At 47.2% G+C, this 13,388-nt stretch carries 14 protein-coding genes; 7 read left to right on the forward strand and 7 right to left on the reverse strand.

Annotated elements, in window-relative coordinates:
* Positions 1–186, forward strand: coding sequence for a zinc-finger domain-containing protein (locus B2337_RS00810; protein ID WP_292414424.1), 186 nt, complete (start codon positions 1–3; stop codon positions 184–186).
* 3 nt (positions 187–189) lie between these two features.
* Entirely contained in the window at positions 190–591 is a 402-nt protein-coding gene (gene mutT / locus B2337_RS00815) for an 8-oxo-dGTP diphosphatase MutT (RefSeq protein WP_292414423.1), read from the forward strand.
* On the opposite strand, the gene yacG is transcribed toward mutT, so the two are convergent.
* From yacG to pilB, 6 genes are read right to left on the reverse strand one after another with little or no spacing between them, the layout of a single operon-like run.
* Entirely contained in the window at positions 588–773 is a 186-nt protein-coding gene (gene yacG, locus B2337_RS00820) for a DNA gyrase inhibitor YacG (protein ID WP_292360471.1), read from the reverse strand. The genes mutT and yacG overlap by 4 nt on opposite strands.
* Before the next feature lie 2 nt (positions 774–775).
* Positions 776–1,546, reverse strand: coding sequence for a cell division protein ZapD (gene zapD / locus B2337_RS00825; RefSeq protein WP_292360469.1), 771 nt, complete (start codon positions 1,544–1,546; stop codon positions 776–778).
* Positions 1,547–1,591: 45 nt separating this feature from the next.
* Positions 1,592–2,200, reverse strand: a complete 609-nt coding sequence (gene coaE, locus B2337_RS00830) for a dephospho-CoA kinase (RefSeq protein WP_292360467.1) — start codon at positions 2,198–2,200, stop codon at positions 1,592–1,594.
* A gap of 1 nt (position 2,201) precedes the next feature.
* Positions 2,202–3,071: a prepilin peptidase gene (locus B2337_RS00835; protein ID WP_292414422.1), complete on the reverse strand. Its 870-nt coding sequence runs from the start codon at positions 3,069–3,071 to the stop codon at positions 2,202–2,204.
* A gap of 4 nt (positions 3,072–3,075) precedes the next feature.
* A complete protein-coding gene (locus B2337_RS00840) occupies positions 3,076–4,311 on the reverse strand; it encodes a type II secretion system F family protein (RefSeq protein WP_292360463.1) in 1,236 nt (411 codons plus the stop codon).
* A 3-nt stretch (positions 4,312–4,314) separates the two neighbouring features.
* Positions 4,315–6,033 carry a type IV-A pilus assembly ATPase PilB gene (gene pilB, locus B2337_RS00845; RefSeq protein WP_292360462.1) on the reverse strand — a complete coding sequence of 573 codons (1,719 nt, stop codon included), beginning with the start codon at positions 6,031–6,033 and terminating at the stop codon, positions 4,315–4,317.
* 202 nt (positions 6,034–6,235) lie between these two features.
* Between pilB and lptM the strand changes: the two genes are divergently transcribed.
* Genes lptM through xerC form a run of 5 tightly spaced genes read left to right on the forward strand, consistent with a single transcriptional unit; the run spans position 6,236 to position 10,059 of the window.
* Entirely contained in the window at positions 6,236–6,364 is a 129-nt protein-coding gene (gene lptM, locus B2337_RS00850) for an LPS translocon maturation chaperone LptM (RefSeq protein ID WP_292414421.1), read from the forward strand.
* A 4-nt stretch (positions 6,365–6,368) separates the two neighbouring features.
* Positions 6,369–7,622, forward strand: a complete 1,254-nt coding sequence (gene lysA, locus B2337_RS00855; protein WP_292360458.1) for a diaminopimelate decarboxylase — start codon at positions 6,369–6,371, stop codon at positions 7,620–7,622.
* 4 nt (positions 7,623–7,626) lie between these two features.
* Entirely contained in the window at positions 7,627–8,475 is an 849-nt protein-coding gene (gene dapF / locus B2337_RS00860; protein WP_349677061.1) for a diaminopimelate epimerase, read from the forward strand.
* The gene (locus B2337_RS00865) at positions 8,451–9,161 is read left to right on the forward strand and encodes a DUF484 family protein (RefSeq protein WP_292414420.1); all 711 of its coding nucleotides are present in this window, start codon (positions 8,451–8,453) and stop codon (positions 9,159–9,161) included. Before dapF ends, B2337_RS00865 begins: the two co-directional genes overlap by 25 nt.
* A gap of 1 nt (position 9,162) precedes the next feature.
* Positions 9,163–10,059, forward strand: coding sequence for a tyrosine recombinase XerC (xerC, locus tag B2337_RS00870; RefSeq protein WP_414673654.1), 897 nt, complete (start codon positions 9,163–9,165; stop codon positions 10,057–10,059).
* Positions 10,060–10,638: 579 nt separating this feature from the next.
* Here xerC and polA read toward each other — a convergent pair.
* Positions 10,639–13,353 carry a DNA polymerase I gene (polA, locus tag B2337_RS00875; RefSeq protein ID WP_292414418.1) on the reverse strand — a complete coding sequence of 905 codons (2,715 nt, stop codon included), beginning with the start codon at positions 13,351–13,353 and terminating at the stop codon, positions 10,639–10,641.
* Between the last annotated feature and the right edge of the window lie 35 nt (positions 13,354–13,388).

Raw genomic sequence — 13,388 nt, forward strand, 5'->3', positions numbered from 1 at the left:
ATGTCAGAGACCAAACAAGCCTGTACACAGCGACGCTATGAAGTGACCAAACAAGATCTGCCCATCAGTTGTCCCATGCCGGATATGCCGGCATGGAATGCTCATCCTCGTGTTTACCTTGAAATAAAAAGCCATGGTGAAGTGCTGTGTCCATACTGCGGCACACTGTTTGTGCTGAAAAATTAACTGATGAAAAAACGTTTACAAGTTGCGGTTGCGATCATTCTTAATAATGATGAACAGGTATTAATTGCCCGTCGCCATGCACATCAGCATCAAGGTGATCTGTGGGAATTTCCGGGAGGCAAGCGTGAAGCCGATGAAACCCGGTTACAGGCTTTGCAGCGGGAAATTCAGGAAGAAGTCGGTTTACAGGTTGAGCAGGCTGACCCCTTAATGCAGATTGTTCATGATTATCCAGACCTGCAGGTCGAGCTTGATGTCTGGTTAGTGACCGACTTTGTTGGTGAAGCAACCGGTAAGGAAGGGCAGCCATTGCAATGGTGTGCTTTAGCAGATTTAAAAGAAAAAGAGTTTCCTGCTGCGAACGTGGAAATTATAGAGCGACTGCAAAGCCTTTACGTGGTTTAGTGAAACGAGTTGGGATCATCTTCCGGATCGATAACCGGTTCACCGGGAATGCGATGATTGCCCGCAGCCCACTCGCCCAGATCGATGAGTTTGCAACGTTCACAACAGAACGGTTTCCATTTGTTTTCGTCCGTCCATTCCACTTTACGTCCGCATTGTGGACAATTTACTTTCAAAACCATAATTACATCGTGCAACAGCTAAGCTGAAAATCCGCATCATCATTAATTTGTTGGGGACGCTGATTGATATCAAACGTCATAAAACGTACTGTAAAACGGTGTTTACCGCCGCTGATTTCAGGGTAGTAAGGTGTTGAGGCCGGTATACGAACCCGAATCAATTGTGTGGGTAAATTACTATCCAGACTGCGCTGATAAAAGCCTTTCTCTGCTTGAGCCGTAGAAAAACCAGAACTGCCACGAATCAGCTTGAGACTGATATTGATTGCTCCGCGAACAGCAACAAACTGTTCCAGCCAATAATTCAGCTGTTGTTGTCGCTGTTCAACTGAGCTGTGTTGTAACCAGTAGTGATAAGCTGGCAAATCAAAATCACAGGTGCCCCCGGCGATACTGGAACGCTGGCGGATGCTGTACAGAAATTCATTTTCTTTTAACACCTGGCCGATAGCCGATTTACGGATTTGCAACGCGTCAAGCGTCTGATCCAATTCAGCGAGCAGCGCATCCAGTGTCTCATTATCAACACCCGGCGAGTTTTCCAGCGCAGATAAATTGGTAATCAGCCGTTCAACTTCTTTGGTGACTTCGGATTTCATGTCTCCACGTTCAAACACCAGCAGCATATTCAGCATGGCATCAATTGCTTCACGATGACTCATTTCATCATCGTGTTGCATGGCATAGTCCACACGTGCCAGCAGAAATTCCAGGCGCAGGAAGGTTCTGATGCGTTCATTGAGAGGTTGTTCGTATGTAATTACGTCAGACATAGTGTGTTTTATGATTTCGCCATAAGGTCAGCATTTTGACCTGATTTAATGTTCTGCTGCCTCAGCCAACTGACAATATAACGCATGCAGTTGTGTGACCTGAAATTTCAATTTTTCAATTCCATCGCTATTGTCGATGATATCGTCAGCATATTGCAATCGCTCTGCACGATTTGATTGAGCCGCAAGATGTTGAATGGCCTCTTCAACGGAAAGCTGATCTCTGGTTTGCAGACGTGCCAGTTGGGTTTCGTGATCTACATCTACTAACAGAATTCTATCCACACAAGACTGCATATTCGCTTCAATCAATAAAGGAATACTCACTATACAGTAACTGCCCGTGGCGTCTGCAGCCTGTTGCAAAAGCTGTTGGCGGATTGATGGATGCAGAATTTGTTCTAAAGTCTGTTTGGCCCTGCGATCAGAGAATAACCGTTTGCGTAATGCGGCTCGATTTAACTGCCCATCTGCCAGCAGATAATCAGCACCAAACTGCTGAACAATGGATTGATATTCAGCCGTACCGGGTTGACTCAGCTGACGGGCAATATTATCGGCATCGATGACCTCAATACCCAGATTTTCGAATAACGTTGAGACCGTTGATTTGCCCGATGCGATGCCTCCGGTAAGGCCAACCCGAAATACCATTTCAGCTTAACCCGCTCCAGTTCAAATAACCGCTGGTCAGGCTTTCTCCCCACACCAGGGCTAACCAACCTGCTGCGGCAAGATAAGGCCCAAATGGAATCGGATTATCCCGATGCTGCTGTTTTAACAGAATCAGGCTGATACCGACCAATGCACCCACTAGAGAAGACAATAAAATAATCATTGGCAGTGCTTGCCAACCCATCCAGGCCCCCAGGGCTGCCAGCAGTTTGAAATCGCCATAGCCCATGCCTTCCTTACCGGTTACCAAGCGAAAGCCATGATAGACCAGCCAGAGGGCAAGATAGCCGACGATGGCACCAATCACGGCCGAACTGATATCGGTAAATGTACCAAATAGATTAAAGAAAAGCCCCAGCCACAATAATGGCAGGGTAATACTGTCCGGTAACAGCTGGTGATCCACATCAATAAATGTCAATGCCAGCAAAGCCCAGCTTATAAGTAACGCGCCACAGACTGCAATCCCAAACCCAAAATGCCATGCAACCAACGCTGAAATAATAGCGGTCAGCAACTCAATTAGTGGATAGCGTTTCGAAATCGGTGCTTTGCAGTCTTTGCAACGGCCTTTGAGTATCAGGTAACTGATAACCGGAATATTTTCTAATGCGGTAATGGCATGACCGCAATGCGGACAGCGAGAGCGGGGTTTACTTAATGTCAGCTCATCTGATTTAGGGGCCGCCGAACCAATTAAGTCATGGCATTGTTGTTCCCATTCGCGCTGCATTATAAGGGGCAGACGATGAATCACCACATTGAGAAAACTGCCGACTAATAAACCCAGAATAAAAGTACTGACAATAAAAAATGTGCTGGAGGTTTCCAGCAGATAAATAAGCGACATAGGATTAAACGACTGCGCCGAGTTTGAAAATCGGCAAGTACATGGCAATAACCAGCGTACCGATCAAAATACCCAGGAATGCCATAATAAAGGGCTCCATTAACGCCGTCATATTATCAACAGCATCATCCACTTCACGTTCAAAAAAATCGGCCACTTTGGCCAGCATCGCATCGAGTGAACCGGATTCTTCACCAATCGACACCATCTGAATCACCATATTGGGAAACAGTTCGGTGTCGGTCATGGCTTTATTTAACTGTGTACCCGTGGCGACATCATCGCGCATTTCCAAAGTAGCTTCGTTGTAAACAATATTACCAGTAGCCCCAGCTACCGAAGTCATTGCTTCCACCATCGGCACACCGGCTTTGAACATAACGGAAAAGGTTCTGGCAAAACGTGCAATAGCACCTTTGGTCAAGACATCACCGATGACGGGCAATTTTAATAGCATTCGATCCATAAAATGCTGGATTTTCCGGGAACGTCTGCGGGCTGCCATAAAGCCCATTACAGAACCGATAATGCTGCCGAAAATTAACCACCAGTAGTCCTGGAATACCTGAGAAATACTGATGACTATTTTGGTCAGGCCAGGCAAGTCCGCACCGAAACCGGTAAATAACGCCTGAAACTGCGGAATAACAAAGATCATTAAAATAGCCGTCACAATGAACGCCACCACCATAATGGCGGTAGGGTATACCAGCGCTTTTTTGATTTTGGATTTCAGTGCTTCGGTTTTTTCCTGGTAGGTTGCGATTTCGTGAAGCAGGGCTTCCAGCGTACCGGACTGTTCACCGGCATTGATCAAGCTGATATACAGATCATCAAAGTGTAATGGAAATTTTGCCAATGATTCTGCCAGGCTGGTACCTGATTCCACATCGGCTTTAATGGCCAGAATCATTTCCTGCATGCTGGCATTTTCGTGGCCTTCACCAATGATTTGCAATGATTGCATCATTGGCACACCGGATGACATCATCGTGGCCAGCATTCGACTGAAAATGGCGATATGAACCGGTTTGATTTTGGGTTTACGGGGAGCAAATAAATCTTTGGGTTTACGGCGCACTTTACCGGGAGTTATGCCCTGACGTCGTAAATCTGCTCGGACAGCCTGCACACTCTCACCAGCTTGCTGGCCTTTAACCTTGCGGCCAGATTTATTTGTGCCCTGCCATAAATATAACGTCGGCAGCTCGGCTTTTTTAGGTTTACTTGCTGTAGCCACGATTTATTCCTTAATGACGCGGTTAATTTCTTCCAGACTGGTTGCTCCGGCCATGACCTTTTTAAGACCGGATGCACGCAAATCATCAATACCTTCAGCTTTTGCCTGATCTGCAAGTTGAATCGAATTTCCACCTTCCATGATCATACGTCCCATTGCTTCGGATACGGGCATGACTTGATAGATACCAACCCGTCCTTTATACCCTTCGGTGCAATGTTCGCAACCGACAGCATGGTAAACTTTGAAATCTGTCGCAATTTGTTCCGGGCTGAACCCCTCTTCAATCAGGGTTTCTTTTGGCAATGTTTCTCCCTTTTTACAGTGCTGACAAAGACGACGTGCCAGACGCTGCGCAATAATCAACGTCACCGCAGAGGCAATATTAAAGGCTGGAACCCCCATATTAGCAAGGCGGGTCAGCGTTTGTGGTGCATCATTGGTATGCAAAGTAGAAAACACCATATGGCCGGTTTGTGCGGCTTTAATGGCAATTTCAGCAGTTTCCAGATCGCGGATCTCACCCACCATGATAACGTCAGGATCCTGACGTAAGAATGCTCTCAGGCACTCGGTAAATCCCAAACCAATCTGCGGATGCACATTGACCTGATTGATACCCGGAAGGTTTATCTCAGCTGGATCTTCGGCGGTGGAGATATTGCGGTCATCGGTATTAAGGATATTCAATGCGGTATATAACGAAACGGTTTTACCGCTACCGGTCGGACCCGTAACCAGCACCATCCCATAGGGTTTGTGCATGGTTTCCATAAAGATTTTTTTCTGATCTTCTTCATATCCCAATGCATCAATACCCAGCTGTGCACTGGTCGGATCCAGAATACGCAAAACGATTTTTTCGCCAAATAAGGTCGGACAGGTACTGACACGAAAATCAATGGCTTTGGATTTGGAAATTTTCAATCGCATCCGGCCATCCTGCGGTACCCTGCGTTCCGCAATATTCATTCTTGAAAGTACTTTCAGACGGGCTGCTATACGTCCCCCTAAGGCGACAGGAGCTGTTTTGGTTTCATGCAGAATACCGTCAATACGCACTCGAACACGGTATTTTTTTTCATAGGGTTCAAAGTGAATATCTGAAGCACCTGCTTTAATTGCCTGAGTCAGAATACCGTTGATAAATCTGACAACAGGCGTGTCATCAATATTTTTCTCACTCAGCTCAGCGCCGCGATCCGCTTCATCATCTGGTCCCAGATCAATGTCGTCCAGTTCGGCATCATCAAAATCATCTAAAACCTGATTTTTGTTATCCAGCGCTTTTTCGATGGTGACCGATAATTTTTGTTCATCAACCAGAACGGGGTAGGTATTCAGCGCAGTATTAAATTGAAATTCGTCAAGAGCTTGCAGGTTGGTCGGGTCTGACACCGCGACATATAAACGTTTGCCCCGTTGGAACAGTGGTAAGGCATTATGCTGACGAATAAGTTTTTCCTGAAACAGGCTGGTCGGTGCCAGTTCCATGTTCATGCTGTCGAGATCGAATAATGGCACGCCAAATTCTTGTGAGGCAATGGCACCAATAACATCACTATTAAGTAATTTATTATTGACCAGATAGGTTACAAAGGACTGAGAAGCCTGTTTGGCGGTGACCTGGGCTGTCTGGGCCTGCTCCTCACTCAGCAAGCCTTCACTTACAAGTCGCCTGGCGAGACCGCTTAGCCGGATAGGTGCTGTTGTATTTGCCATTACGGGACGCGATTCCTTAATATAATGCCTACATTCAATGCGCTGGGGCCTGTTTGTATTTCATCATCATCACTGCTGGCTGTGAAAGATAAACAGACCCTAATAGTATGTAACTTAAATAATAAATTCTAGTTTCCAATGTGGGCCTGTCACGGAATTTCCTGTGTATACTGCCTGCCATTAAAGCATCGGGGAAGACATCATGCGGAAAATACCTGGCTGGAAAGTTCTGGCTTTAGTTCTTAGTACCGTGGCAATACTCACTTCATGCGGTCTGAAGGGCGATTTATACCTGCCGGAAGGCCAGGCCAATACTGTGAAGGTTTCCTAAAAACATGCAAGATTATTTCGTACAAAAACACGGTGAATTATACGCTGAGCAGCAATCCCTGACCGAATTAGCGGCGGAGTTTGGCACACCTGCCTATGTCTATTCCAGAGCGGCACTAGAACAGCACTGGAAAGCGTTTGACGATGCGTTTAAAGCCTATCCGCACCTGGTCTGCTATGCCGTCAAAGCCAATTCAAATCTTGCCGTGCTCAATGTGCTTGCCAGATTGGGATCCGGCTTTGATATTGTTTCTGCCGGTGAATTGGCACGAGTGATTGCCGCTGGCGGTAAAGCAGAAAAAACGGTTTTTTCCGGTGTCGGCAAAACGGTTGAAGAAATCAGCTACGCCCTGAACATCGGCATCCGTTGTTTTAATGTGGAATCGGTTCCTGAGCTGCAACGTATCAGCGACGTCGCCGTCAGCCTTGGAAAAACGGCTCCAATTTCTATTCGTGTCAATCCGGATGTTGATGCACAAACCCATCCGTATATTTCGACCGGACTGAAAGAAAACAAATTTGGCATTGCGATTGATGATGCGTTAGATGTTTATCAGCAGGCAGTATCATTACCTAACCTGCAGATAATCGGCGTGGATTGCCATATTGGCTCGCAGCTGACCTCTGTTTCCCCGTTTGTTGATGCATTGCAGCGAGTTTTAGCGCTGATTGACGCGTTGGCAGAACAGGGCATTATGATCAAGCATCTCGACATTGGTGGTGGACTGGGTATTTGCTATCGCGACGAAACACCGCCGACGCCGGCTGAATATGCTCACGCGATGCATGGTTTATTAAATGGACGTGAATTGGAAATTATGCTGGAGCCAGGAAGGGCAATTGCTGGCAATGCCGGAATTTTGCTGACCAAAGTGGAATATATCAAAGCCACAGAAGCCAAAAACTTCGCAATTGTTGATGCGGCTATGAATGATTTACTCAGACCGGCCTTATACCAATCATGGATGGCGATTGAAGCGGTTAAACCTCGCTCAGATGAAGCAGAACAAGACTTTGATATAGTCGGCCCGGTTTGTGAAACAGGCGACTTTTTAGGCAAAGATCGAAGTCTGGCAATCCAAAGCGGAGATTTATTGGCGATTCGTTCTGCTGGAGCGTATGGTTTTACCATGAGTTCAAATTACAACTCACGTCCACGCGCAGCAGAGATAATGGTTGACGGCGAAACCATGCATGTGGCGCGTCAACGGGAAACTGTTGAAAGCCTTTATGCTGGTGAGCAGATATTGCAGGATTAACCCTATGTTGAAATTCAGCAAAATGCATGGTCTGGGAAATGATTTTGTGGTCATTGATGCCATCAATCAGTCTGTGCAGCTGACCACTGAGCAAATTCGCTTTATGGCCGATCGGCATATTGGTATCGGCTGTGATCAGCTATTGCTGGTGGAAAAATCAGAGCGACCTGATGTGGATTTCCGTTACCGGATTTTTAATGCAGATGGCGGGGAAGTTTCCCAATGCGGCAATGGTGCGCGATGTTTTGCCAGATATGTACGTGATAACGGCCTGACCGACAAAGATTCGATTGCCGTAGAGACTGCCTCTGGCGTGATTTATCCGACTTTACAGAGCGATGGTCAGGTTTGTGTTGATATGGGAAAACCACGCTTTTCACCTGAACAGATCCCCTTTAAAACACCTGAAGCCAGCAATACCTATATGCTGGTGGTTGAACCAGGCCATCAGGTTGAAATCGCTGCACTGTCAATGGGTAACCCGCATGCTGTTTTGTTGGTAGACGATGTCGCAAAAGCGCCAGTCGGTGAGCTGGGTCCGAAAATAGAAAGCCATGCCCAATTTCCGGAACGGGTGAATGTCGGCTTTATGCAGCTGGTAGATCATGAACATATTAAATTACGCGTTTATGAGCGTGGCTCTGCTGAAACAACAGCTTGTGGTACTGGGGCTTGCGCGGCAGTAGTAAGCGGCATTCGTCGTGGAATACTTGGGCGGCAGGTCAGTGTTTTATTACCGGGCGGCACATTAGAAATCAGCTGGCCTGATGAGGATTCCTCAGTATGGATGACCGGACCGGCACAACATGTATTTGATGGAGAAATTGCGTGGGCAACACTCAACAATCTGTAAACGCTGAACAGGTCAGTGAATTTTTACGACAGCACACAGATTTTCTGATCGAGCAGCCTGACTTATTGTCTGAACTTGAGTTCGATAAATCACCTGAAGGCACGATTTCGCTGGCGCAACGACAGCGGCAGCAATTACGCCAGAAAAATCAGCATCTGCATGATCAATTGCATGCGTTAATTGATAATGCTCATAGCAATGCCGCGTTGCAACAACGTGTGCATCAGCTCTGCCTGCGGTTGATGGATTGTCAGGATCTGCATAGCCTGCTGGCGACATTGATGCAACAGTTGCAGGAAGAGTTTTCGGCAGATGAAGTGTCGTTAAGATTGTTTTATAGTGGCGATCAACAACCAAAATTACCGCCGGTTGTAGGTAATATTGCTGAACTGCATGCCGATGACAGCCAACTGAAAGCCTTTGATCATATTCTGGCCAAACAGCAACCGGTTTGTGGCCGACTGACCAAAGCGCAGAAACAATTATTGTTCGGTGAAAAGGCCGATGTAGTCCATTCGGTCGCCTGTTTACCGTTAGGCCACACGCCTTGCGCCGGTTTGCTCGCCATTGCCAGTAGTGATGCCAATCGCTTCCATGCCGATATGGGCACTGAATATTTAAGTTTTCTCGGCGAAGTATTTATGCGGTTAATGCGTCGTTTCTGTCACGGCCAGAATGACAGCTGAGCTGCAAACACCGCTGCAGGATTTTCTGCAGTATCTGGAGCAGCAGCGCCGGGTTTCTCCGCATACCGTACTCAATTATCAGCGCGATTGTCAGCAGTTAGTTGATTACTGCCAACAGCAGTCATTTAACGATTGGCAACAACTTAAACCGGCAGATATTCGTTTATTTATTGCCCGCCTGCATCGAAAAGGTCTGGGCGCTCGCAGTATTCATCGTTTACTTTCAGCTGTTCGCAGCTTTTATCGCTATCTGCTCAAAGAAGGTCTGGTGGATCATAATCCGGCGCAATCAGTACAGGCACCCAAAGCTGAAAAACGTTTACCGAAAACCCTTGATGTCGATCAGATGAATTCCTTACTTGATAGCACAACCGCGGATACCTTCGTCGCCTGCAGGGATCGGGCGATTATGGAATTATTTTATTCCTCCGGCCTGCGACTGGCAGAGCTGGCGGCATTGGATCTACGTGATGTCGATTTCGGCCAGCAGCTGGTGCATGTTATAGCCGGTAAGGGTAATAAAGGACGGATTCTGCCGATTGGCCGCACCGCGATTGAGGCATTGAAAGTCTGGCTCGATAAACGAGATCAGAACGGCCTTTATCAACAACCCGCATTATTCACCAGCCAACAAGGCAAACGACTTGGGGTTCGTTCCATCCAGCAGCGTCTGGCTTTCTGGGGTAAAAAACACGGTATCTCCGAACATGTGCATCCGCATCGGCTGCGTCATGCATTTGCCTCGCATATGCTGGAATCCAGTAGCGACTTGAGAGCCGTTCAGGAATTATTGGGGCATTCGGATATCAGCACGACTCAGGTCTATACTCATCTGGATTTTCAGCACCTGGCAAAGGTTTATGATGCTGCGCATCCTCGGGCTAAGAAACGTTCTTAGGATATTAACCACAGAGGCACAGAGGGCACGGAAGTTCTTAAAAATCTATCCGCAGATTACGCAGATGGACGCAGATTTTTAGAGAGAAACATAAAAAATATATATTGATACAGGTACAGAGCTCAATGGTTATGCCCTAAATCCCCTTTTGAACTGACGAGTAGCGGCTTTTTGTCAGGAAATTGAGGCTTACCTGTTTGAGCGCGGCGAGTTTGGTAAGACTCCCTGACAAAAAACGCAACGCAGTGGAGCCGCAGGCCAGTTAAGGGGGGCCCTTGGGTTGTTAGGGGCTTGGGCACGCAAGCCCCTGACTCGCGAGAGCGACATAAATCTTAATTTGAGGAATGAAACTAAGAGCATAATTTCGCCTTTGGGCGCCTCCGGCGTCCAAATTTGTTCCAGACAAATTTGTCGCTTCGCTCAAACATTCCGATTTCTAATCCTGCGATAACCATTTTATCCCCCAACACAAAAGGGGATTCAAGGAAAGCCTTTGGGAGCTGCGCCTATCTGCGTAATCTGCGGATAAAATCTTTTAAAGTCTCAGTGTCCTCTGTGTCTCTGTGGTTAATAATCCAACTAATGCGCCTGTTCCCAATTATCCCCAACTCCAATACCAACTTCTAACGGTACGGCAAGTTCAGCAGCTTTAATCATAAACTGCTCGATTTCAGTTTTAGCCAAATCAAGCTGATCCTCGGGTACTTCAAATACCAATTCATCATGTACCTGCATAATCATGCGGATGCCGGTATCGGCTTCGAGCAGCCAGTCATGAATGGAAATCATTGCGCGCTTGATAATGTCTGCAGCACTGCCCTGCATTGGGGCGTTAATGGCGGTGCGTTCCGCGTACTGGCGACGCAGGCCGTTGCTGGAGTTGATTTCTGGTAGATATAAACGCCGGCCGAAAATGGTTTCAACGTAACCGTCTTTTTTGGCCTGTTCGCGGGTATTGTCCATGTAGTTTCTGACGCCGGGATAGCGTTCGAAATAGGTCTCCATATATTTGGCGGCCTGATGACGTTCAATGCCGAGTTGTTTCGACAGACCATGGGCTGACATACCGTAAATCAGACCAAAGTTGATGGCTTTGGCGCTACGGCGTTGATCGCCGGTGACGTTTTCTGGCTCTACGCCAAAAATTTCAGAAGCGGTATGACGATGAATATCTTCACCTTCGGCGAATGCGGTTAGCAGGCTTTTATCGCCGGATAAATGCGCCATGATGCGTAATTCAATTTGTGAATAATCGGCTGCCAGGATCTTGGCACCTTTCCCAGCCACAAACGCTTCACGGATTTTACGACCGGTTTCAGTGCGAATCGGAATATTCTGTAAATTCGGATCGGAAGAAGATAATCTTCCGGTCGCAGTCACCGCCTGATGATAGGAGGTATGTACGCGGCCAGTCTGCTGATTGACCTGCTGCGGCAGTTTGTCGGTGTAGGTGGATTTGAGCTTACTTAAACTGCGGTAATTCATAATGATTTGCGGCAATTCATAACCATCATCCGCCAATTCTTGCAGCACATTTTCTGCAGTCGATGGTTGGCCTTTGGGCGTTTTTTTACGAACAGGCAATTGTTGCTGGTCGTAGAGAATTTCCTGTAATTGCTTGGGCGATCCCAGATTGAATTTGGTGCCAGCAGAAACATGCGCTTCTTTTTCCAGCCGGTCGATATCATGTGCCAAGGCATCGCTTTGCTGTTGCAGCATAAAGATATCGATATGCACACCATTGCGTTCCAGCGTGTTTAACACTGGCAGTAATGGCATTTCCAGTTCACGATACACTTTTTCCAAAGACGGAATCGCCTGCACTTTTGGCCATAAAATATGATGCAATTGAAGCGTGATATCGGCATCTTCACAGGCATACGGCGCGGCTTCTTCCAGGCCGATTTCATTGAAGGTCAGTTGTTTTTTGCCTTTACCGGCAATGTCTTCAAAATGAATAGTGCTGCGCCCCAGATATTTTTCGGCCAGTGAATCCATATCATGACGAGTGGCGGTGCTGTCGAGCACATACGATTGCAACATGGTGTCATGGGCGATGCCCTGCAAATCAATGCCATGATTGAGCAGAATATGCCGATCGTATTTCAGATTCTGACCAACTTTTAGCGCTTTGGGATCTTCGAGTAATGGTTTCATCAACGCCAGTGTGGCATCAAAATCCAATTGATCGGGTGCGCCTGGATAATCATGTGCCAATGGCAGATAAGCGGCTTCACCCGCTTGAATGGCAAATGACATACCGACGATACGTGCCTGCAGATAATTGAGGCTGGTGGTCTCAGTATCAAAAGCAAACAGCTCGGCTTTTTTGAGTCTTGCCAGCCATTTATCCAGCTGCTGCTGAGTCAGAATAGTTTCGTAATGGGTTTCATTGCTGGTGGCAGGTTCATCTTTTTTTGTCGAAGTCGCAGCAACAGGCGCAGAGTCTAATTCCTGTAACCAGCTTTTAAATTCGTAACGACGATACAGTTCAGCCAGTTTCTGGTTATCCGCTGCCTGCATATCCAGTGTTTCCGGGGTGAAATCCAGCTCGACATCCATCTTGATGGTAGCCAGTTGATACGATAACGGCAGAGCATCAACAGCTGCTCGTAACTTCTCACCCAGTTTGCCTTTCACTTCATCAGCATGTTCGATAACACCCTGCAAACTGCCATATTGCTGCAGCAGTTTAGTCGCGGTTTTCGGACCAACACTGTCAACGCCGGGAATGTTATCTACCTTATCGCCCATCAACGCCAGATAATCGACGATTTGTTGTGGTGTCAGACCAAACTTTTCTTTTACGGCGGCGATATCGGTTTTGCTGTTATTCATGGTGTTGACCAGCGTCACATGCTCGCTGACCAGCTGCGCCATATCCTTGTCGCCGGTGGAAATCACCGTTTCAATTCCGGCGGCAGTGGCCTGTTTTGCCAGTGTGCCAATCACGTCGTCAGCTTCAACATTATCAATGCACAGCAGCGGCAAACCCATGGCTTTAACAATTTCGTGAATAGGCGCTATCTGTTCGCGTAAATCGTCCGGCATTGGCGGCCGGGTGGCTTTATACTCGGCATACAGATCATTTCGAAACGTTTTGCCCTTGGCGTCAAATACCACGGCCATATGTTCAGGGTTATAGTCACGGATTAATTTACGCAGCATATTGATGACGCCATAAATTGTGCCGGTTGATTCGCCGTCGCTGTTGGTCAGTGGCGGCATCGCATGATAAGCGCGATACAGGTAGGATGAGCCATCAACGAGTATAAGTGGTGCAGTTTGAGTCATAGTTCACAAGGCCTGAAATTAGTGGCAAACAGATT

Source organism: Methylophaga sp. UBA3192, assembly GCA_002363955.1.
In the GTDB taxonomy this organism is placed as follows: Bacteria; Pseudomonadota; Gammaproteobacteria; order Nitrosococcales; family Methylophagaceae; genus Methylophaga.